The 20089-nt window shown below is 65.0% G+C and carries 23 protein-coding genes; 9 read left to right on the forward strand and 14 right to left on the reverse strand.

Translation table 11 applies throughout. From position 1 onward, the window contains the following. Positions 1-140 precede the first annotated feature (140 nt). Complete coding sequence (locus tag AC5RUF_RS03925; protein ID WP_494129773.1) at positions 141-1136, reverse strand: NAD-dependent epimerase/dehydratase family protein; 996 nt, start codon at positions 1134-1136, stop codon at positions 141-143. A gap of 139 nt (positions 1137-1275) precedes the next feature. On the opposite strand from AC5RUF_RS03925, the gene AC5RUF_RS03930 reads away from it, so the two are divergent. Next, positions 1276-2121, forward strand: a complete 846-nt coding sequence (locus tag AC5RUF_RS03930) for an aldo/keto reductase (protein WP_494129774.1) — start codon at positions 1276-1278, stop codon at positions 2119-2121. Here the strand turns inward: AC5RUF_RS03930 and AC5RUF_RS03935 are convergent. Then, positions 2118-2456: a hypothetical protein gene (locus tag AC5RUF_RS03935; RefSeq protein WP_494129775.1), complete on the reverse strand. Its 339-nt coding sequence runs from the start codon at positions 2454-2456 to the stop codon at positions 2118-2120. The genes AC5RUF_RS03930 and AC5RUF_RS03935 overlap by 4 nt on opposite strands. A 98-nt stretch (positions 2457-2554) precedes the next feature. On the opposite strand from AC5RUF_RS03935, the gene AC5RUF_RS03940 reads away from it, so the two are divergent. Next, positions 2555-3259, forward strand: a complete 705-nt coding sequence (locus AC5RUF_RS03940; RefSeq protein ID WP_494129776.1) for an SOS response-associated peptidase — start codon at positions 2555-2557, stop codon at positions 3257-3259. A gap of 11 nt (positions 3260-3270) precedes the next feature. Here the strand turns inward: AC5RUF_RS03940 and AC5RUF_RS03945 are convergent, their stop codons facing one another. Continuing rightward, entirely contained in the window at positions 3271-4245 is a 975-nt protein-coding gene (locus tag AC5RUF_RS03945) for an aldo/keto reductase (protein ID WP_494129777.1), read from the reverse strand. 98 nt (positions 4246-4343) lie between these two features. Between AC5RUF_RS03945 and AC5RUF_RS03950 the strand changes: the two genes are divergently transcribed. The 3 genes from AC5RUF_RS03950 to AC5RUF_RS03960 all read left to right on the forward strand — a co-directional run bounded on the left by AC5RUF_RS03950 (position 4344) and on the right by AC5RUF_RS03960 (position 6755). Then, on the forward strand, positions 4344-5129 hold the full coding sequence (locus AC5RUF_RS03950) for a thioesterase family protein (RefSeq protein ID WP_494129778.1): 786 nt from the start codon (positions 4344-4346) through the stop codon (positions 5127-5129). 3 nt (positions 5130-5132) lie between these two features. Then, the gene (locus AC5RUF_RS03955) at positions 5133-5873 is read left to right on the forward strand and encodes a lipoate--protein ligase family protein (protein ID WP_494129779.1); all 741 of its coding nucleotides are present in this window, start codon (positions 5133-5135) and stop codon (positions 5871-5873) included. Positions 5874-5963: 90 nt separating this feature from the next. Continuing rightward, complete coding sequence (locus AC5RUF_RS03960; protein WP_494129780.1) at positions 5964-6755, forward strand: pullulanase X25 domain-containing protein; 792 nt, start codon at positions 5964-5966, stop codon at positions 6753-6755. On the opposite strand, the gene AC5RUF_RS03965 is transcribed toward AC5RUF_RS03960, so the two are convergent. Further along, positions 6752-8182, reverse strand: a complete 1431-nt coding sequence (locus AC5RUF_RS03965; RefSeq protein WP_494129781.1) for a lipase maturation factor family protein — start codon at positions 8180-8182, stop codon at positions 6752-6754. The genes AC5RUF_RS03960 and AC5RUF_RS03965 overlap by 4 nt on opposite strands. A gap of 127 nt (positions 8183-8309) precedes the next feature. Here AC5RUF_RS03965 and AC5RUF_RS03970 point away from each other — a divergent pair, with 127 nt between their 5' ends. Both AC5RUF_RS03970 and AC5RUF_RS03975 read left to right on the forward strand, forming a co-directional pair. Further along, on the forward strand, positions 8310-9116 hold the full coding sequence (locus AC5RUF_RS03970; RefSeq protein ID WP_494129782.1) for a PIG-L deacetylase family protein: 807 nt from the start codon (positions 8310-8312) through the stop codon (positions 9114-9116). Positions 9117-9237: 121 nt separating this feature from the next. After that, positions 9238-9627 carry a VOC family protein gene (locus AC5RUF_RS03975; RefSeq protein ID WP_494129783.1) on the forward strand — a complete coding sequence of 130 codons (390 nt, stop codon included), beginning with the start codon at positions 9238-9240 and terminating at the stop codon, positions 9625-9627. 267 nt (positions 9628-9894) lie between these two features. On the opposite strand, the gene AC5RUF_RS03980 is transcribed toward AC5RUF_RS03975, so the two are convergent. From AC5RUF_RS03980 to AC5RUF_RS03990, 3 genes are all read right to left on the reverse strand, one after another. Continuing rightward, positions 9895-11259, reverse strand: a complete 1365-nt coding sequence (locus tag AC5RUF_RS03980) for an FtsX-like permease family protein (protein ID WP_494129800.1) — start codon at positions 11257-11259, stop codon at positions 9895-9897. A 2-nt stretch (positions 11260-11261) separates the two neighbouring features. Next, positions 11262-12020, reverse strand: a complete 759-nt coding sequence (locus tag AC5RUF_RS03985; protein ID WP_494129784.1) for an ABC transporter ATP-binding protein — start codon at positions 12018-12020, stop codon at positions 11262-11264. A 269-nt stretch (positions 12021-12289) separates the two neighbouring features. Further along, positions 12290-13141: a phosphotransferase family protein gene (locus AC5RUF_RS03990; RefSeq protein ID WP_494129785.1), complete on the reverse strand. Its 852-nt coding sequence runs from the start codon at positions 13139-13141 to the stop codon at positions 12290-12292. A 185-nt stretch (positions 13142-13326) separates the two neighbouring features. Here AC5RUF_RS03990 and AC5RUF_RS03995 point away from each other — a divergent pair, with 185 nt between their 5' ends. Continuing rightward, positions 13327-13635 (forward strand): immunity protein CdiI family protein, encoded by a 309-nt coding sequence (locus tag AC5RUF_RS03995; protein ID WP_494129786.1) that lies wholly within the window; start codon positions 13327-13329, stop codon positions 13633-13635. A 71-nt stretch (positions 13636-13706) separates the two neighbouring features. Here the strand turns inward: AC5RUF_RS03995 and AC5RUF_RS04000 are convergent, their stop codons facing one another. Both AC5RUF_RS04000 and AC5RUF_RS04005 read right to left on the reverse strand, forming a co-directional pair. Further along, positions 13707-15332 (reverse strand): AlkA N-terminal domain-containing protein, encoded by a 1626-nt coding sequence (locus AC5RUF_RS04000; RefSeq protein WP_494129787.1) that lies wholly within the window; start codon positions 15330-15332, stop codon positions 13707-13709. Next, positions 15329-16180 carry an isocitrate lyase/PEP mutase family protein gene (locus AC5RUF_RS04005; RefSeq protein ID WP_494129788.1) on the reverse strand — a complete coding sequence of 284 codons (852 nt, stop codon included), beginning with the start codon at positions 16178-16180 and terminating at the stop codon, positions 15329-15331. The genes AC5RUF_RS04000 and AC5RUF_RS04005 overlap by 4 nt, the downstream gene beginning before the upstream one ends. Before the next feature lie 169 nt (positions 16181-16349). Here AC5RUF_RS04005 and AC5RUF_RS04010 point away from each other — a divergent pair, with 169 nt between their 5' ends. After that, positions 16350-16754 carry a hypothetical protein gene (locus tag AC5RUF_RS04010; RefSeq protein ID WP_494129789.1) on the forward strand — a complete coding sequence of 135 codons (405 nt, stop codon included), beginning with the start codon at positions 16350-16352 and terminating at the stop codon, positions 16752-16754. 13 nt (positions 16755-16767) lie between these two features. On the opposite strand, the gene AC5RUF_RS04015 is transcribed toward AC5RUF_RS04010, so the two are convergent. From AC5RUF_RS04015 to AC5RUF_RS04035, 5 genes are all read right to left on the reverse strand, one after another. Then, positions 16768-17055: a DUF427 domain-containing protein gene (locus AC5RUF_RS04015; protein WP_494129801.1), complete on the reverse strand. Its 288-nt coding sequence runs from the start codon at positions 17053-17055 to the stop codon at positions 16768-16770. Positions 17056-17067: 12 nt separating this feature from the next. After that, positions 17068-17595, reverse strand: a complete 528-nt coding sequence (locus AC5RUF_RS04020; protein WP_494129790.1) for a DUF427 domain-containing protein — start codon at positions 17593-17595, stop codon at positions 17068-17070. Between the two features lie 64 nt (positions 17596-17659). Continuing rightward, entirely contained in the window at positions 17660-18211 is a 552-nt protein-coding gene (locus AC5RUF_RS04025; protein ID WP_494129791.1) for a hypothetical protein, read from the reverse strand. A gap of 53 nt (positions 18212-18264) precedes the next feature. Continuing rightward, positions 18265-18906, reverse strand: coding sequence for an MBL fold metallo-hydrolase (locus AC5RUF_RS04030; RefSeq protein ID WP_493996346.1), 642 nt, complete (start codon positions 18904-18906; stop codon positions 18265-18267). Continuing rightward, complete coding sequence (locus AC5RUF_RS04035) at positions 18906-19991, reverse strand: S-(hydroxymethyl)mycothiol dehydrogenase (protein WP_494129792.1); 1086 nt, start codon at positions 19989-19991, stop codon at positions 18906-18908. The genes AC5RUF_RS04030 and AC5RUF_RS04035 overlap by 1 nt, the downstream gene beginning before the upstream one ends. Positions 19992-20089: the final 98 nt, after the last annotated feature.

Consider the following 20089-nt stretch of genomic DNA (forward strand, 5'->3'; position numbering starts at 1 on the left):
TGAACGAATTGGCCGCCTGCCACCGGAACCGGTGCCGTGGCGGATGGTGGCACTCTAACAGCCGGCCACGCCTTGGGTTGGCAGCACACGCTCCGCTTGTCGCCCGCGTCGGGAGCCGCGCCGGTGTTGGCCGCGGCGGCTCAGTCAGCTCCGCGCGCCCAAGCCGCCAACCGGTCGCTCAGCTGCATCCAGTCTGCGTCCAGCTGCCGTGCCCCGGGATGGGCGTCATGCCAGCGGACGATCTCCCGGGCGCCCTCGGAGAACGGGATGGATGCCTGATAGCCCGGAACCAGTGCCTTGATCTTGCTGTTGTCGAAAACGGCCGAATGGCTTTTGTCTCCCAGCAGGCCCGGACCGCGCCCCGGATCATGGGCGGCAATGGTTTCCGACGCCACATGCACCAGTTCCGGATCCGGCACCCCGGCAGCGGCTGCGAGCGCACGGTAGACGGCATCCCAGGGCAGGAACTGGTCACCGGTGATGGTGTAGCTTTCGCCGATCGCCTCGGGGCGGCCCAACATCCCCACGAACGCCTTGGCAAAGTCCCGGCTGTGCGTCAGCGTCCACAGGGCGGTGCCGTCGCCGTGCACCAGCACCGGCAACCCTGCCCGCATCCGGTGGATATCCGTCCAATGCCCCATCAGCGGCACCATGGTGGCGTCATAAGTGTGGGAGGGGCGGACGATGGTGCCGGGGAACGCGTCGGAACGGTAGGCGCGGACCAGTACGTCCTCGCCGGCGATCTTGTCCCGGGAGTACTGCCAGAACGGGTTGCGCAGCGGCGTGGATTCAAGCACCGGCAGCCGGGCCGGCGGTTTCTGGTAGGCGGAGGCGGAACTGATGAACACGTACTGGCCGGTGCGTCCGCGGTACAAATCCACCGCCGCGGCCACATGGTCGGCGGTGAAGGACAGGAAGTCAGCCACGGCGTCGAACTCCCGGCTCCCCAGGACGGCCCGGACCGCGGCTAGGTCGCGGACATCGGCGGAGAGGGACTCGACGCCGTCCGGCAGCGGCCGCGACGTCGAGACTCCGCGGTTCAACACGCTCACCCGGTGGCCGAGCTCGACGGCGCGGGTGACGGCGGCGGAACTGATCACGCCCGTGCCGCCGATGAAGAGCAAATTCAGTGCCACGGGAGCATCACTATCCTGACCGGAATTTTCCTTGACTGCGGGGAAGAGCCGGGCTTAGGTGGAGGTGCCCGGCCCCGTAACTGCACCCAAGCCTAGGCCACGCAGGCCGCACGGAAGGCACATAAGGAGAGGCAACATCATGACCGAGAGCCCGCATAACCCTGCCCCCGAACTGACCCTGGGCAATGCCGTGCGCATCCCGCAACTGGGTTTCGGGGTCTTCCAGGTTCCGCCCGAGCGGACCCAGGAAGTGGTGGAAGACGCCCTGGCCGCGGGGTACCGCCACATTGACACGGCTGCGGCCTACGGCAACGAGGCCGGCGTCGGCGCGGCCATAGCCGCCTCGGGCGTACCGCGCGGGGAAATCTTCGTGACCACCAAGCTGCGCAACGGAGACCAGGGGCGGGCGCGGGCCGCGTTCCTGGACAGCCGGCGTGCCTTGAAGCTGGACGTGGTGGACCTCTACCTGATCCACTGGCCGGTGCCCTCGCAGGCGCTGTTTGTGCAGGCCTGGAAGGAACTGGAGAGCCTCTACCACGACGGCTACATGCGGGCGATCGGTGTGTCCAACTTCCTGCCCGAACACCTGGACGCCCTGGCGGAACAGAGCCAGCTGCTGCCGGCCGTCAACCAGATTGAACTGCATCCCGGCTTCCAGCAGGCTGCGCTCGCAGCCGACACCATGGCGCGCGGCATCGCGGTGGAAGCCTACAGTCCGCTGGGGCAGGGGAGCGCCCTGGCGGCGGCCGAAGTCGCGGCGCTCGCCGGCAAATACGGGGCGACGGCGGCGCAGGTGGTCCTCGCCTGGCATCTGGGGCAGGGGCGGATCGTGATTCCGAAGTCCGCCCACTCCGGCCGGATGCGGGAAAACCTGGCCGCCGCGGAACTTGAACTGGAGCAGGAGGAATTGGAGCTGTTGGACGGGTTGGAGGCGGGCAGCCGGATCGGCGCCGATCCGGCCACCGCCGCATTCACCCAGCTTTAGCCGTTCTCCGTGCCGCGCGGTCGCGTGCGGTCCGGCGCGGTCCGGCTTCCCAGGGCCTCCTTGCGGCTGTTGTTCTCCCGGCGGGTTACGGCGGAGGCCCAGACCCAGGTGGACCGGCGGACTCCGGCGTCCTCCCAAAGCACCTGCACGGCTTCGGCCGACCAGCTGCAGGCCTCGCCCCGAACCCGCTCGGCCGTGCCCGGGAAACGGATCCAGGCCCACACCGGGAGGCCGGGCACCGATGTGGTGACCGGGTTGTGCTCGAAATCCAGTTCTTCCGGGGTCAGGCCGATCGGCTCCGCCCGCCGGGCATACCTTGCGGCGAGCCGCTGCACGGCGTCTTGGTTTATGTTTTAAAAATAGAACATTTGTTCGAAGGCGGAGAACGGCGGCGCCCGGGAAACCGGCACCGGAATGGTGCACAATGGGTGCCATGTGCGGACGCTACGTAATGGCAAGGGCGACGTCGGACCTGGTGTCCGCGTTCGCCGTCGGGCAGACGGTGGGCGCCGAGGTGCGGCCGTCCTGGAATGTTGCGCCCACCGATGACGTGCGGATTGTCACCGAGCGCTTCTCTGCGGAGGAACCGGTACGCCGGTTGGCGACAGCCAAGTGGGGCCTGGTGCCGGTCTGGGCCAAGGACCCGAAGATCGGCTCACGGATGATCAACGCCCGCCGGGAAACCATCCTGGAGAGGCCGGCCTTCCGCAAGGCCGCGGTGAAGCGCCGTGCCCTGGTGCCGGCTGACGGGTACTACGAGTGGGAGAAGTCCGCGGACGGGAAGATCCCCACCTACCTCTACTCCGACCGGCAGGACCCGCTGGCTTTTGCCGGACTGTACGAGTTCTGGCCGGATCCGGCACTGCCCGAGGACCACGAACACAAGTGGCTGCTCAGCGTCACCATCATCACCACCCAGGCAGCCGATGCCCTGGGCCACATCCATGACCGGACGCCGCTGATCATTCCGCCGGACCTGTACGCGGACTGGCTGGACCCGAAGCTGACCGACGGCGCCGACGTCGCGCAGCTGCTGGACGCCGTGCCGGAGCCTTCGCTGACGCCGCGGGTGGTCTCCAATGAGGTTAACTCTGTGCGCAACAACGGCCCGGAGCTGATCGAACCGGCGAGCGCCTGACGGCGGCGCAGCTACCAGGCGTAGTCCTCCGGAGCGGTCCGGTGGCCGGGGAAGATCGCGTCCAGCCGCTCCAGCGCCTGCTCATCCAGGCTGACGTCCAGGGCGGTCAGCGCGTCGTCCAGTTGGCGCATGGTGCGCGGTCCCACCAGCGGAGCGGCGACGGCGGGCTGGTGCAGCAGCCAGGCCAGCGCCAGGATGCCCGGTTCGATCTCCAGCTCAGCAGCGAATTCCTCGTACTGGCGGATCTGCTCCCGGTGTTTGTCGAGCAGGTCCCGCACCCTGCCGTCCGCGCGCCGCCCGCCGCCGTCGGCCTCCTTCTGCAGGATCCCGCCCAGCAGCCCGCCCTGCAGCGGGGACCACGGCAGGAGCCCCAGCCCGTATTCCTGCGCGGCGGGGATCACTTCCAGTTCCACGGACCGGTTGATCAGGTTGTAGATGGACTGTTCGCTGACCAGCCCGGTGAAGTTCCGCCGCTGTGCATTCTCCTGGGCACGGGCAATGTGCCATCCCGCGAAGTTGCTGCTGCCGTTGTAGATGACCTTCCCCTGTTGGACGGCCACCTCCATGGCCTGCCAGATCTCGTCCCACGGGGTGTTCCGGTCTACGTGGTGGAACTGGTAAAGGTCGATGTAGTCCGTCTGCAGCCGCTGCAGGCTGGCGTCCAGGGCGCGGCGGATGTTCAGGGCGGAAAGGAAGGTGTCATTGGGCTTATCGCTCATGGACCCGTACAGCTTGGTGGCAATGACGGTGTCTTCCCGCCGTCCGCCGCCCTTGGCGAACCAGCGCCCGATGATCTGCTCGGTCCATCCCTTGTTCTCTCCCCAGCCGTACACATTGGCCGTGTCGAAGAAGTTGATGCCGCGCTCGCGGGCGCTGTCCATGATGGCGTGCGCGTCCGCCTCCTCCGTTTTGGGGCCGAAGTTCATGGTGCCCAGGCAGAGGCGGGAAACGGACAGGCCGGAGCGGCCGAGGTGGGTGTATTCCATCCGGATATTGTGTCCCCGGACACGCCGCAGAGCCAGACCGGCAGCCCCCCCTGATGTAGCCTGAAGGCCAATCAAGGACCGGCAGGAGAACAAAGCACGTGGCTGAATCGTATTACCGCCCACTTGGCAACGGTGCCTATGAGGCAACCATCCATACGCAGGGAGCCTGGAATCCGCACGAGCAGCACATGGCGCCCATCTCGGGCCTGCTGGCGCACTGCCTGGAGGAATTCCAGCCGCGCCCCGAGCTGCGGATGGCGCGGATCAGCTACGACATCCTGGGCCTGATCCCGCGGACCACCTTTGAAGTGAAGACCACCATGCTGCGTCCGGGCCGGACCATTGAACTGCTGCAGGCGGAGATGGTGGCTGACGGGCGTACCGCCGTCCGGGCCACCGCCTGGCGCCTGGCCCGGGGGTCAACACCGGAAGTGGCCGCCGTCGAAGACGACGCCATGCCCGGTCCCTCCGAGGCCGGCAGCAGCGAGAGCCTCACCTCCTGGCCCGGTGCGTTTATCGAGTCGCTGGAAATGCGGGCCCTGCCGGGCATCCGTCCAGGCCGGGGGCGGGGCTGGCTGCGCACCCCGCACGAAATGGTGGAAGGAACACCTACCTCCGACCTGGTCCGCATGATCGGCATGGCCGACACCGCCAACGGAATCTCCACCCGGGTACCCCCGGGCGGGGACAGCTACATGTTCCCGAATGTGGACCTGCAGCTGCATCTGCACCGCGAACCCCGGGGCGAGTGGCTGGGCCTGGACACACAGGTCACCTTCGGCGCCGACGGCATCGGACTGACCTCCGCCATCCTGCATGACCTGCAGGGACCGTTCGGCCGCAGCGAGCAGATCCTCACCGTCCGGCCCCTGGGCGGAGCATAGGCCATGTCCGCCGGCCTGACGGTGGTTCGCCAGCAGCGCTCGCTCGGCGCCGCGGAGGACCTGGACTTTGCGCTCGCGATGCTCGACGCCGTGCGGCGCGGTGAGCTCGGCCCCACGCTGCGGATTTACCGGCCCGCTCCCACCGTGGCCCTGGGCCAGCGGGACGCCAAGCTGCCGGGTTTTGCCGCTGCGGAAGCAGCCTGCCGGCGTCACGGGTTTGAGCCGCTTGTCCGCCGGGCCGGCGGCCGGGCCGCCGCCTACCACCGGGACTGCCTGGTGCTGGACCATGTGGAGCCCGAGGCCGATGCCCTGGCCGGGTCCCTGCGGCGGTTCGCGCAGTTCGGCGAGCTGCTCGCCGGCGCACTGGCCAAGACGGGACTGGTGACCGGCGTCGGCGAAATCCCGGGGGAGTACTGCCCGGGAGAGTTCACCGTCTACGGCGAGGGCGCGGCGGGGGAACGGATCAAGCTCGCCGGCACCGCGCAGCGCGTTGTATCCGGGGCCTGGCTGTTTTCCACCGTCCTGGTGGTGGCCAACGGAACGCCGCTGCGCAGGGTGCTCACCGACTGTTATGCCGAGCTGGGACTCGGATGGGATCCGCGCACCGCAGGAGCAGCCCGGGACCTGGTGCCGGGCCTGGACACCGGCAGTGTCGAGGACGCCGTGCTGGCCGCATACGCCGGATACGCCGCCTTGGAAGAGGGCGATTTCACACCCCTCGCGGGACTGGTTGCGCGACACTAGGGCCGTGGTGCTTCCTGCCTCCGGTGCCCCCGGCTAAGGTGGAAAACTGTCAGCAGGCTTATCAGCACACACGTCACAAAAGGAATTCCATTGGGTTCAGACACCGTTGAAAACACTGCACTGCGGCTGCGGGCGGTCCTTGAAATCCTCGCCGCAGAGGAACCGTCGGCAACCGGAAAGATCAGCCGGGGAAAGGTCCTCGGCGCCGCCCTGGACCGGGTTCCGCTGACCGGAAGCGAAGCCGAAACCCTGGCCAGCGGCACGGCCCGCGGCGAACGTGCCCTGGTGAACGCCACCACCAAGCTGGTCAAGGCCGGCTGGATCCTCAAGGAAGCCCGGTCCGGGTGGAGCATCACCAACGCCGGCCGCCAGGCCCTGAAGGATTTCCCCGACACTGCGCAGTTGGCCGCCGCCCTGAACGGTAAGCCCGCCGCCGCCGCAGCACCCGAAGTGGTTTCACCCGCTGAGGAAGTGGTGGAAGAGGCCGTCCGCGACGCCGTCGCCGAGCCCGTCGCCCCGGCCGAGCAGCACGGGGCGCATCCGGAGACCGATGTCCCGGAGCCGTCCTTCCCGCAGCCGGAGACCGTGATCCTCGCCGGCGATTTCGGCAGCGCCCTGGGCACCAATGACTGGGATCCCGCCGGAGCGGACCTGCGCTTCGGGTTTGACCGGCATGACGAACTGTGGAAGCTCACCGTGGACCTGCCCGAGGGCACCTACGCCTACAAGGTGGCCCTGAACGGCTCCTGGGAGGAGAACTACGGCTTCGGCGCCCACCGCGACGGCGGCAATTACGAAATGCAGCATGCGGGCGGTCCGGTGACCTTCCTGTATGACCACGCCACGCATTCCGTGGTCACCAAGCCCGAGGCCGGCGCCTAAACCGTTCCGCGCCGGGGCGCCTCGATCGGATCCACCAGCGTCCCGGCCGGTTCCCGGACCCACCAGACCCGGTCGCGGCGCAGTTCCGCCGGCGTGGAATAGCGGTACCGGTACACCCGGGCGCGGATCCGGCGGGGCGGAGTGCCGTTGAACGGATCCCTGCGCAGCAGGCGCAGGGTCCGGCGGTCACCGGCGAGCAGCTTGCGCAGCAGTTCCGGGAACCAGGCGCCGTAGGAACCCAGTGCCAGGAACCACATCAGCCAGTCCAGCCGCAGATGGTAGGGCGCGAACTGGCGCGGCATCCGCCGAGGGTCCCCGGGCTTGCCCCGAAACTCATACTCCTGCCACTGCGCATCCGGCCCGGGCGGATCGTTGCTGCCCTCGATCACCACTTCACTGCGGTGGCGGGTGATGCTGCCGAAGGCCCCGTAGGCGTTGGACAGGTGCCAGCGGTTGAAGCTGGCGTTCATCAGCTGGTTCCGGCTGAACAGGTTCTTCAGCGGCGCCCAGGCCCAGTAGAGCATGGCCGCCGTGGCGGCCAATACCACCGCGACGTACGCCGCCGGGGTGGCTTCCGGGGCGGCGAACTCCGCGGCCGGCAGCACCGCCTGCACGGCCGAGTCGCTGACCGCGGTGAACGCCAGCAGGATGGTCAGCACATTCAGCCAGGCGAAGTTCCCGGAAAGCACCAGCCACAGCTGGGTAATGATGATGATGGCTGCCGCCACCGACGCGACCGGCTGCGGGAAAAACAGGAACACCGGCACCACCAGCTGCGCGAAGTGGTTCCCGAGGACTTCGACCCGGTGCAGCGGCTTGGGCAGGTGGTGGAAGAACCAGCTCGCCGGATTTGGCATCGGCTGGGTCTCGTGGTGGTAGTACAGGGCGGTCAGGTCGCGCCACACTTTGTCGCCGCGCAGCTTGATCAGCCCTGCACCGAATTCAGGCCGGAAGACCAGCCAGCGGAACAGCCACAGCACCGTCACGGGTGCGGCGACGTCGTTTGATCCAAGGAACGCGGCCAGGAAGCCTGCTTCCAGCAGCAGCGATTCCCAGCCGAAGCCGTAGAAGGTCTGCCCGATGTTCACGATGGACAGGTACAGGCCCCAGATCAGCAGGAAAGCGGCCATCGGCAGCCACCATGGCCCGGCCTGCGGCACCCCGGCCACCAGCAGGGCCGAGACGGCGGCCCCGGTCCAGGCCACGGCCAGCAGGAACCGGTCCGAATAGTGCCAGTGGAACAGGGTGGGAATACCCCGGCCCTTGATCCGGGCCAGGAACCGGGGTGCCGGCAGCAGCCCGTTCTCACCCAGCAGCGCCGGGAACTGTGCGGCGGCGTTCAGGAAGCCGAGCAGGAAGACGGCGGCGATGCCGCGCTGCAGCACCTGCCGTGCGAACCCATACCCTTCGGCGCCAAAGAGCTCCATGCCCCGAGCCTAGCCCCGGCAGCAGGTTGAACCGAAGGCGTCCGCTTTGCGCCGGCGGTTCTTCTTGTATGCCTCTCGTCCTACGCTGGAACGGGAGCAAGACCCCGACGCGCGGGAGGTGCCGGAAATGACGGGTTCACGCGTCCTTGCCCTCGTTGTCGCCCACCCCGACGACGACGCGTACGGGCTGGCGGGCACTGTGGCCCTGCACGAGGACGATCCGGGGTTCCGCTTTGTGCTGGTCCACGCCACCGACGGCGGAGCCGGGGAGACCGACCCGTCCTATCCTCCGGTAAACGAGCCGCTCGGGCGGATCCGCCGACGGGAAATGGATGCGGCCTGGACAGCTCACGGCAGGCCGCCGGACCGCCATGAGTGGCTGGACTACGACGACGGTGCGGTCGCCGAGGTTCCCTTCGGGGAACTGGCGGAGCGGATCGGGGCGATCCTGGCGCAGGAGCGGCCCGACGTCGTCTGCACTTTCGGTCCCGACGGCATCACCGGGCACCCGGACCACATCGCGGTCGGCGCGGCCACGGATGCCGCCTTCATGAATCTGCGGACCGGGGGCGGTCCGGGGCTAAAGCGCCTCCTGCACGGGGCCGTCCGCCGCTCCACCTGGGAACGGTGGAATGGCAGCCGGGTCCGGCGGGGACTGGAACCCTGGGATGAGGACAAGGTGTATGACATTCATCCGGTTCCGGACGAACTGATCGGCATGGAGGTGGACGTCGGCAGCGTGGCACACCGGATCGTGGCCGGACTGATGGAACACCGGACCCAGCGCCACGTGCTTTCCCCGGGTGTCCCGCCGGATGCCAACGACGACGCCGGTTGGGCCCGTACTGTCTCAGTGGAGCCGCTCGTCATCGCCTGGCCGCCCCGGCAGCCGGGACAAACCGTACTGGGCGATGTTTTCGAGGGGTTGGATTAGACGGATAACCGGTGACGGGATTACCGGAGCTACCCTCCCGCATCTGCCTGTTGCGCCGGATGCTGGCCGTGCACCGGCGGAGTCACCGGAGCGCAAAACCGGAACAGACAGGAGAAGGGCCATGCGGATAGTTGTGGGCAGCATCTTCGTGGACGACCAGGACAAGGCACTGGATTTCTACACGCGGGTGCTGGGCTTCCAGCCGCGGGCCGACGTGCCGGTGGGTGGCTACCGCTGGCTCACGGTCGGCAACCCGGGGGAGGACGGCGGCGTCGAACTGTCGCTTGAACCCAACGCGCATCCCGCCGTGGCGCCCTTCCAGCAGGCCCTGGTGGCGGACGGGATTCCCTTCACATCCTTCGAAGTGGAGGACGTCCAGCGCGAGTACGAACGCCTGCAGGCCCTGGGCGTGCAATTCACCCAGCCGCCGGTGCAGATGGGGCCCATGACGACGGTGGTGTTCGCCGACACCGTCGGCAACCTGATCCAGATCGCCTCGAACAACGAATAGTTTTTCTGCCGCCGCGTCGGGGGCTGTGGAGGGACGAGGCTCGAGGATATCAACACTTATCCGCCCGCTGTAGCGTTTGGGTTACCTTGCCCGGGCATTCACGCGGGCGGGGTATTCGCAAATCTTCTGTGCCAGCATCGACAGAGGAGTGTCCGCTGCGGGAAGCGGTGGCAGCGTGTAACGCTGGAGGACCGACTTACGGGACGTCGAGCGGAGGAACTCTTGGGCCGCGGTGGTGGGACTGCAGGGGGGTAACATCCCTTTGGCTTAGCCGCTGAGCGCCGCCTGAATGCTGGACCTCATTGAGTAGAGGGTGGGAATAACTGTCGAGACGAGTAAGGCAATCAGCCCGGCGCCGGCCACCGTGGCCCAGGGTGTCCAACTGACCACAAACTGTGTGCCCGGAACCATGCTGTTCATGGCGGCCCAGACAGTTGCCAGTGTGGGGATGAGGACAAGCAGACTGAGTATGGCCGCAGTGGCTGTGTAGATAACAGCTTCCAGCACGGCGGTGATCACGATCGTCGACGGAGTGCCTCCAGCAGCTAGGACCAGGGCATTCTCACGCTCTCGGGCCCGTCCGGACATGAAGACGGTGACTGCTGCTGCCAAAGTGGCCAAGACCAGAGGGGCACCGTAGATGAGGAGATTTCCGGCAGCGTCGACGGGAGTGCCTGGGGTCCCGGAGGTGAGGCTAAGTGCCTGCTGGAACATCGTTAAGACACTGATAAAGGAACATACAAGAATGAGGCCCAGGGCCAGTGGCACTACAGTGCTGGCGCTTTGCCCAACGCGGTGTCGAGTGGCGTTGCGGGCCAGGAACCAGACTGACGAGAGTGCGGGCGGAAAAGCAGCTGTCCAGATCCTCAGGACGAGCGGGACAACGACGGGACCGGCGCAGGCGACAGCGCATCCGAACAGGAAAGGGATGAGGAAACCATTGGAACCAATCCCGGGCAACGGGATCGATTGGATCCCCATGCTCAGTCCCACTCCTGCAAAGACTAAAAGTGCGCACCATATCCAACGCACGGCGCTCACCACGCCGCGGAGAGTTTCAGGGGAACGCAACGCCGCGATCGGCGGCGTTCTTCCCGCGGCCCGGGCTGGCCTGAGGCCCGCAGTAAGAGTCAGCAGAACTGAGAACGCGACGACGATTGCCGCAGCTGCCGGCGACAGGGAGGAATCCAGGCCCGCCAGAGACGGCACCCGTGCGCCTAACCAATCGAACAGAGGGCTAACTAATGGCCACCCCGCAAGGACACCTGAGGCAGCTGCGAGAAGCGAAATTACGGCCAGCTGACGCATCACGACACCGGTCACTCTTCGTGGCAGGACTCCCGCCAGCTGCCACAACGCATACGAGTGGCGTTGCTCGCGGACGGTGAGCTGGGCTACCGAGGTGATGACCACCGCCGTGGTTACCGTAGCCAGAGCTGCTGGTGTGGCTGCAAACCCTACGATTCCTTCAAAATCCTTCGCACTAATCTGACCTGTTCCCCGCAGGGTCAGTCCTGTGGAGATGATCCCTGCGGACAGGGTCAGGAAGAGAGCCGCAGCGGAGATGATGATGAAGGCGCCGAGCCAGAGTCTGAGGTTATGCCGCAGTTCGGAAAGCACGAGATGAACCATGGTCACGGCCTTGGTTCTGTACTGCCGGACTCCAGCCTGGCCCGTTCCACGGATTCGAGTATTTCCCTGGGGGCCGGGTGATGGAGTTCTTCATGGATGATGCCGTCACGCAGCACCAGGACCCGGTCCGCACAAGCTGCCGCCTCCAGGTCATGCGTGACCAGAACAACTGAACGCTCACCGGCAGCGATGCCGCGTAGCAAATCCAGCACACCGGCGCCGGTCTGTGAATCCAAAGCACCGGTAGGTTCGTCGGCAAAGACGATCCGGGGCGCCATGGCTAATACACGGGCAATTGCGATCCTCTGTTGTTGCCCGCCGGAGAGTTGGGCCGGTGCATGTCTTCCCCGGTCGGTCAGGCCGACGGCTGCAAGGGCCCCGTCAACCCGTGAGAGTGCTTCTTTGTCTCCTGCCAGGCGTGCGGGAAGCGCCACGTTGTCGCGTGCACTCAGCGACGGGATCAAATTGTAGGTTTGGAATACGAAACCCACGGATCGCTGCCGCAGGGCAGCCAGCTGGCTATGTGACATTCCGTTGATCGGGCTGCCCAAGAGGTTCACGGTTCCGGACGTGCAGGTTTCCAGTCCGGCTAAGCAATACAGGAGGGTCGATTTCCCTGAGCCGGAGGGACCTACTATTGCAACGAGTTCACCTGGCCGTATCTGCAAACTCATTCCGCGCAGCACAGGAGTTATGGGTGCGCTTCCTTGACCGTGGAAAGACTTGAAGATGTCGAAGGCTTCCAGCAGTTGTTTCCCCATGCCGTTACCCTAGCGTCGATCAACCATAGATGAGCTTTTCGACGACAGTGCGGCGTATTCGACATACTCGGACCAGTCCCGGGTAAGGAGCGCCGCGTTCTGTGGCTATCGGTGCGGTTCCAGAGCTGCGCCGGCATGCTCCCAGTGTCAGAGTACTGGTTGTGCGGTGCTCTCCACGCAACTCTCCCTGCATCTACCGTCCGGTGAGCCGGCCCCAGCGCGACATGTGGCCTATCTTCAAGTGCTGACTGCTGGCTAAGGTCATTCGCTCAAAAGGACTGTTTGGCGAACCAGGCATTTGCTCTTGAAACTGCCCTGTCGATCTCAACTGCAGCTCGATCATGGAGGATGGCGAAGGCGAGCTGCTGGAGCCGGAAAGTATTCCGCCGGACGGAGGCCCGGCGAACCTCGGAAGGGTTCGCAATCAGTGGAAGTTTTTCCCAGCCGTTCCACACACCCACGCAGGCGAGGTCGGTGGATCGGTCGCTTTGAGAGGACAGGTCCCAGTCGAGTACACCCGATATGCGCCCGCCCTCCCAGAAGACGTTGTGACCCCCGAGGTCACCGTGGGCAAACACTTCCTTGCCCGGCTCAAGGTTCACGAGCGCCAAGAGCGCGTCCGTGGCCTGCCCCTGAACGTCCGGATCGAGGAGCGGAAGTACTTCTTCGCGTTGGATCCGATACCACTCAGGCCCCCCACAAAACGCCAGAGGCTCAGTCAGCAACCCCGCAATCGGTTCCGTGGCAATGGACGACACCTGGGCGAGCAAGTCCTGGAGCGCCGATGGTTCACCTTCACCTGCAGGACAGGGCGCGCCGGGCACCAGCTCAGTCGCAACTGCCGAAAACTCCTCCAGCTCCACGACAGGGCCCAACGACCTAGGTACTTGGAACCCGATCGACGCCGGAATGCTATCGACTAGTTCCTGACGCTTTCGCATCTCAACTGCCATGTTCGGATCGCGTCCGACCCGAACAGCGGCTGTCCCATCCAGCAGGACGACAATATGAGCTGAACCGATCTCCACGACCTGGCGCTGAGCCGCCTGTGCAGCCGGCGACAGACCTTCAATAGCGAGATCCACAATCAAGTGAAGGCTGCCCTTTCCCATACTCCCCATGACCCGAAACTAACAGAGCTCTGTCTGAGGTAGGCGTTTTACCTGTGCGTCGCAGCGGTAAAGGGCATGGCGTTGCACCGCTTTCTTCCCGACTGCCTCGTCTCATAAGGCGATCGGCTTATAGGCAGTCCGATCAAGACCGGAAGGCCCGCAGTAGGATGCCCGCTTGGGGCTAGTATACGGTCATGCCAGACGACCCCGCCCGTCGAGTCATCCGCCTGTTTCCTGACTACGGGCACCGGTGGCCGCTTTGGAGGAACAGCACCCCCGGCCACCCGAGCAAATACACAATGGAGCCGGCAGACTTCGGGCTGTCAGAAAGCCTAACTGGCCGACTTCGCGCCTGGTACGACGCTTGGGATGCCGAGAACCTTTATGAAAACGGTTGGAGTTCACGCGCCAAGGAACGGGCATGGAAGGCTGAGGGCGCCAGTATCGCCGAGCAACTTCGATCAGAGGTCAAAGCCTTCGCTGACGTGGAATACGACGAGTAGCGGCCCCAACACCACAGATGTCCCGTGGAGACCCTTGTCTGGACAGCCCTCAACATGCGGCTGTAGCCACGTCAGGGACGGGCCGGCTCACGTTCTGACATCCTCCACAGGTGCATGACCGCGTAGGAACGCCAGGGGGCCCATTGTGTCGCCCTGTCCGCTAGTATCCTGTGACCCGCCGTCTTCGCGACGTCGTGCTTGAGAAGGCCGACACTCTTTGCCCCAGCGACGAGAGCGACATCGCCATAAAGCCATGCGTCCGGATCTCCTAAGACACGCATGGCGATGTATGCGGCCGTCCAGTGTCCGATTCTGGGCCGGCTAAGCAATTGTTCCCGAAGTATCTCGGCATCCACCCCTACATCCACCGGTAGCTGCCCGCTCTTTAATGCACGCGACAGTGTTAGGAGGGCACGGATGGCCTGGCCTGGCAGGCGGAGCGGACGATCCGGGTCCAGCGGTTCATCGTTACCGGGTTCGGGGATGCCGGCAATGATTTGGTCAACGGTAGGGAAGAGCCGGGTGAGGCCTGGGATGGTTGAAACGTAGCCCGAACCGGTACGGGCGGAGAGCCGGCCCAGGTGCGTGCGTGCTGCCGCGACGGAAATCTGTTGCCCTACGAGTGCCCGGATGACTAATTCATACGGGTCTACCGCGCCGGGAACTCGAATTCCAGGGGCGCGCTCTACCAGCGGTGCCAGCGCAGGATCCTGCCGTAGGGCGGTGTCGACGGCGACGGGATCTGCGTCCAGGTCGAGCAGGCGGCGCACTCGGGCAATGGCGGGTGCGACATCGGGAAGAGTGGCTAACTCGAGACGGGCTCGAACTTGCCACGTTGTCTTGGTGAGGGTCGCTGTGACTTGGACTGCGCCGGGTCCCCCGGGAAGCAAAAGGGTGCGGGCGTAGCGCAAGCAGGCAGGTGCCGAGAGGTCGGCAACTTCTACCCCTGCAACCGCACGGGCTGCGAGGAATTTGAAAACGCCGGCAGCATCGAATGGTTGTCGAACCGGAAGGTCGACACTTAGCCGCACAGCTAAGGGGTGTCCACCGGTCTCATCCCGCGATCCTTCTGTTGGCTGCGGCCGATGGTAGCGGGCTCGTAAGTCTCCGGGGTTTGTGGCGAATACTTCCTGGATGGTGGTGTTGAACTGCCGCACGGAGCCAAAGCCTGCCGCGAAAGCAACGTCCGCCAACGCTAGATCGCTGTCGACCAGGAGCGTGCGGGCAGATTGGGCGCGACGTGCCCGGGCGAGCGAGAGCGGGCCGGCTCCGAGCTCGGAAACCAGCACTCGGTTGATATGGCGGACACTGTAGCCAAGGCGGGAGGCAAGTCCTTCCACTCCTTCACGGTCCACAGTTCCGTCGAGGACGAGCCGCATTGCCCGGCCCGCGAGGTCGTGCCGAAGATTCCATTCCGGGGTGCCCGGCGCCGCTTCCGGGAAACAGCGTTTGCAGGCCCGAAACCCTGCAGTTTGAGCCGCCGCTGACGTGGGATAGAACGTGACGTTCTCCGGTTTAGGCGTTCGTGCCGGACACGATGGGGTGCAATAGATTCCGGTGGAAGAAACGGCCGTGAAGAACTGCCCGTCGAAACGTACGTCGCGGGCGTCGATCGCCCGGTAGCGCTCCTTAAATAGGGAGTGCCCCAAAGTACACGCGGAATATGTCCCACGCGGAGGCCGCTGGTCGGTCTTCACTGTCTCGTCCTCGTCGAATACTGGATTAATGCCGGAGAAGAAGCCAAGAGATCATTCATGCTTCCATAGTCAAGACCATCTGCGACGCTGTCATAGGTTCCCACAGTGAATAACTCCACCGCCGCGGCCTGCGCTATTGCATAAGCAGCCTGCGCCACGCCGGATCCCAGACTTATACGTGCCACCCCGAGCTTACCGAGTTCGCTGACGCTGATCGATCCTGGTCCGACCATGACGTTGACAGGAACCGAGACGCCTTCCACGAGCGCGGTGATGGCAGCCTTATTGGTAGCACCTGGCACGAAGATTCCGTCAGCTCCGGCGTTTACATAGCGGTTTGACCGCTTAAGCGCGTCCTCAATTCTCTGTTCTTCTGTGCCATGCCCGGACAGAAACACATCTGTCCGGGCATTGATGAACAGGTCGACACCGGCATGGCTGGCGGCTTGCCTTGCCGCAGCAATTTTTTCACTGAAGGATTCCGGGTCCGTATTGCCGTCCTCGATGTTAATGCCAACAGCACCGGCATTGAGGATCTCGGTCACTGTCAGTGAAACGCCTTTCGAGGAATCTGCATAGCCATCCTCGATGTCGGCGGTAACGGGTAGATTTACGGCCTCGACGATCCGGGCCACAGCAGCCACGGCCTGTCCTCGATCGAGTTTGCTTCCATCGGGCAAACCCAGTGACCATGCCACCCCCGCACTGGTTGTTGCGATGGCGTGCGCACCGGAGGCTTCCGTGATCATCGCACTGGCAACGTCCCATACATTGGCCAATCTAAGCGGTTGCTGCGCTTTATGAAGGGAGCGAAAGAGGGCTGTTTTGTGATTGTTTGCTGTATCCACCATCGAAGTACATCAAATCCAGTAGCACCCGTCCGGCGGAAATCGGACCTCACCAGTCTCTAGTTTTGATCGTATGCCGCGCTCAGGGATCCCTTAGTGGGCGTGTATTGGTTCCGTCCGCTCGGGAGATGGCTTGGCCAGCTTATTTTCACGCAGTAGCCTTCTTCGGGTGAATGAGGAAGCTGAAGAACTTGAAGGCGGAAACGCCTCAGAGAGTGTCGTTCGTATTGGCGAAACTGTCCGCAAACCGTGGCAGGAAAACTCTGGGTTCGGGCACGTCAACGCCAGCCGCTTGGAGAGCTTTCAGGTATTTCTGAACCGTGGCAGTCCTCACATGAAACCGGATTCCAGCCTTGGGCAGAAATGTATGTCAGCGGACACGGTGATCACTGGCGCGGGGCGGCTGACTATGTCCTACGCAATAAAGACGCCTGGAAACAGGCCCTGGCTTAGATTGCTGCTGGCCTACAGAGACCCGATGATTGGCATGGATACACCACTTTCGGTGCCGCGGAAGAACAGGCACTTTAATCGCCCGGCAACTATTGCAGGGCTCGATGCCACCACCAAATAACGCAGGGGGAGGATCAGAACCGAAAGAGGGAATCGATTTCCTGTTTGGCGTCATCGACATACAGGTCCAGACGTTCGTCGAAGAACGACACCAGGATCTTCAGCTGCGCGGAGTCCGGCAGGACGGTCTCATAGGACCAGACCAGATCTGCGCCCCCGGGCCGGTCTGTCACCGACCAGTAGGACGTAGTGCCCTTGTACGGGCAGACCGTCTGGCGGAACGAGGAAGCGAGCACGTCCCAGTTCACGTCCTCCCGCGGGAAATACGTGCGCCGCGGCAGCATGGTTTCGTAGACGAACAGCGGCGACCGTGTTTACGCCAGCAGTTCGCCGTCCAGGCCGTCCAGGTGCACACGTACCGCCCGCGAGGATTCCCGGGCGTCGACGCGGTGGAAGGGGTCGCGGGGATGGCCTTTGATTTCCTCGTCTTCTTCCAGCCAGCGGTCGAAGGCATCAAAGTCCAGCAGTACGTAGCCGGCCAGATCCGGATCCTCTGGGCTGAACGCGGCGCCCGGAAGCTCATGCGACCCGGCGCGAAGGTCCAGCGCCCGCCCCCGGGCGGTATGTGCGGAGAACGGGTATCGCGGGTCCATCAGGGCATCCGACGGAACGCCGTCCAGCGGGTCCTGTTCCGGGACTTTCGCGGCAACCAGCTCCGCAGAGATGTCCCGGGCCGGGACGCCATACACGGGGGTGACCCGTCTCGGCTCGAAGACCACATAGGCGTTGTTGGAGTCCAGGACCGTGTTGTTGCCAAGCTGGGCCCGGATGCGCCGGGGCGTCGGTTCGAAACGCAGGTGTGGCAGGAGCTTGAAGAATTCGGGGCTGATCTGCAGGGCCATGTGTCCATGCTCTTGCGCGGTGCCGGCCGAAACAAGGGCCTGACGACTCGGCCTGCATGGATCCTTAGTCGTGATAGTGCATGAGCACCCAGCGCCCGCCAAGCTCAGCCTGCAGTTGTTCCTTCAGCTGCCGGGCGAGATCCTGCGGATCCGGCGTCTGGGAGTTCTGGTCGATAACCACGGCAAAGGAGGAAACTCCCAGGGACCAGCTAAGATCCCAGTCTCCCCAGGGGGCACGCCAGGAACAGCCGGGGCAGGCCAGGTCCGGTTCCCGGTCAGAGTCCAGCCAGTCCTCGACCATACCGGCCACTTCATTAATGTCCCGTTCCTGTCCGCACTTCCGGCACATCGGACCTGCGGTGCTGTCGCCCAGGATGTAGAGGCCCCGGCCGGGAATGAAGCTAAAGACGAAGTGCGGCGAGCGGGGATCCAGCTGCGGCTTTAGGCGGGGACCCGGCCCGTCGGACACCTGCTTGCTGTGGAGGTAGTCATAGTTGTCCGGTGCCGGTTCACTCCAGCCCGTGGCACGGAACCATGTGCGCACCTCGCGCATCCGGGCACCGGCGTGTGCCTCGTCCACGGACAAGTCGAGCAGCATTTCCCGGTGATCCCCCATGCGCATACCCTAACCGCAGGGCCGGGGTATGCGCATGGAAGATCCGGCGGGCCTTAGTGCCCCCGGGCGATCCATTCGTCCAGGTGCGGTCCCTCGGCGCCGATCGACGTGGCATCCCCGTGTCCGGTCAGTACCTTGGTTTCCGCCGGCAGCGTCAGCAGGCGTTCCTTGATGGACTCGATGATGGTGGGGAAATCGCTGTAGGACCGGCCGGTGGCACCGGGACCGCCGTTAAACAGTGTGTCGCCGCTGAACACCACCGGCTCCGGCACGTCGTCGCCGGCGGCCAGCGAGAAGCAGACCGATCCGGGGGAGTGCCCCGGGGTATGCAGGGCGCGCAGGGTGTGGCCGGCGACCTCGAAGGTGTCCCCGTCCTCGATCACGTCGTCCGGGCCTTCGTCCGGGAACACTGCGTCCCACAGCATCCGGTCCGCGGCGTGCAGGAACACCGGGGCGCTGAAGCGGTCCCGGGCCTGCTCGACGGCGCGGATGTGGTCATCGTGGCCGTGCGTGAGCAGAATGGCCATGACCTCACGGTCGCCCACGGCGTTGGCAATCGCGTCAACGTTGTGGGCCGGGTCGATGACGATCACCTGTGCGTCGTCGCCGACAATCCAGACGTTGTTGTCCACGTCCCAGGTGCCGCCGTCGAGGGAGAACGTCCCGGAGGTGACTACGTTGTCGATGCGGAACATTACAGTTCCACCACCGAACGCAGGACCTTGCCGTCATGCATCTTGGTGAAGGCTTCTTCGATGTCGCCCAGGCCGATGCGCTCGGTGACGAACGCGTCCAGGTCCAGCCGGCCGAGCTTGTACTGCTCCACCAGCATGGGGAAGTCCCGCGACGGCAGGCAGTCGCCGTACCAGGAGGACTTCAGGGACCCGCCGCGGCCGAACACGTCCGCCAGCGGCAGCTCGATCTTCATGTCCGGGTTCGGCACACCCACCAGCACCACGCGGCCGGCGAGGTCGCGGGCGTAGAAGGCCTGCTCGTAGGTTTCCGGGCGTCCCACGGCGTCGATCACGACGTCGGCGCCGAAGCCGCCGGTGAGGGCGCGGATGGCCTCCACCGGGTCCTGTTCCTTGGAGTTGATGCCGTGCGTGGCGCCCTGGGCCTTCGCCATCTCCACCTTCGCGGGGTCGATGTCCACCGCGATGATGGTGGTGGCTCCGGCCAGCTTGGCGCCGGCGACGGCGGCAATGCCCACACCTCCGCAGCCGATGACGGCCACGGACTCGCCGCGCTGCACCTTGCCGGTGTTGATGGCGGCACCGATGCCGGCCATCACGCCGCAGCCGAGCAGGCCCACCGCGGCGGGATCGACGTCGTCATCCACCTTGGTGCACTGGCCGGCGGCCACCAGGGTCTTTTCAGCGAAAGCGCCGATGCCCAGGGCCGGGGTCAGCTCGGTGCCGTCCTCCAGGGTCATCTTCTGGGTGGCGTTGGCGGTGTTGAAGCAGTACTGCGGTTCGCCCTTCCGGCAGGCGCGGCATTCGCCGCACACGGCACGCCAGTTCAGCACCACGCGGTCACCGGGGGCCACTTCGGTGACGCCGGGGCCGACGGCGGAGACAACACCGGTTGCCTCGTGTCCGAGCAGGAAGGGGTAGTCGTCATTGATGGCGCCCTGCTTGTAGTGCAGATCGGTGTGGCAAACACCGCAGGTCAGAATGTCCACCAGCGCTTCGCCGGGGCCGGGATCCGGAACCAGGATGGTCTCCAGGGAGACGGGGGCGTTCTTTTCCTTGACGACTACGGCCTGAACCTTATGAACCATGAGTGCTGCCTCCTGCGGTATTTCGGCGGAACGACGACGTCCGGCGCTCCGCTTCCCATCCTATGAAGCGTTGCCGCCGGGTGCGAAGCCGGGAATTA

The sequence above is a fragment of the Arthrobacter sp. Y3224198 genome (assembly GCF_059090025.1).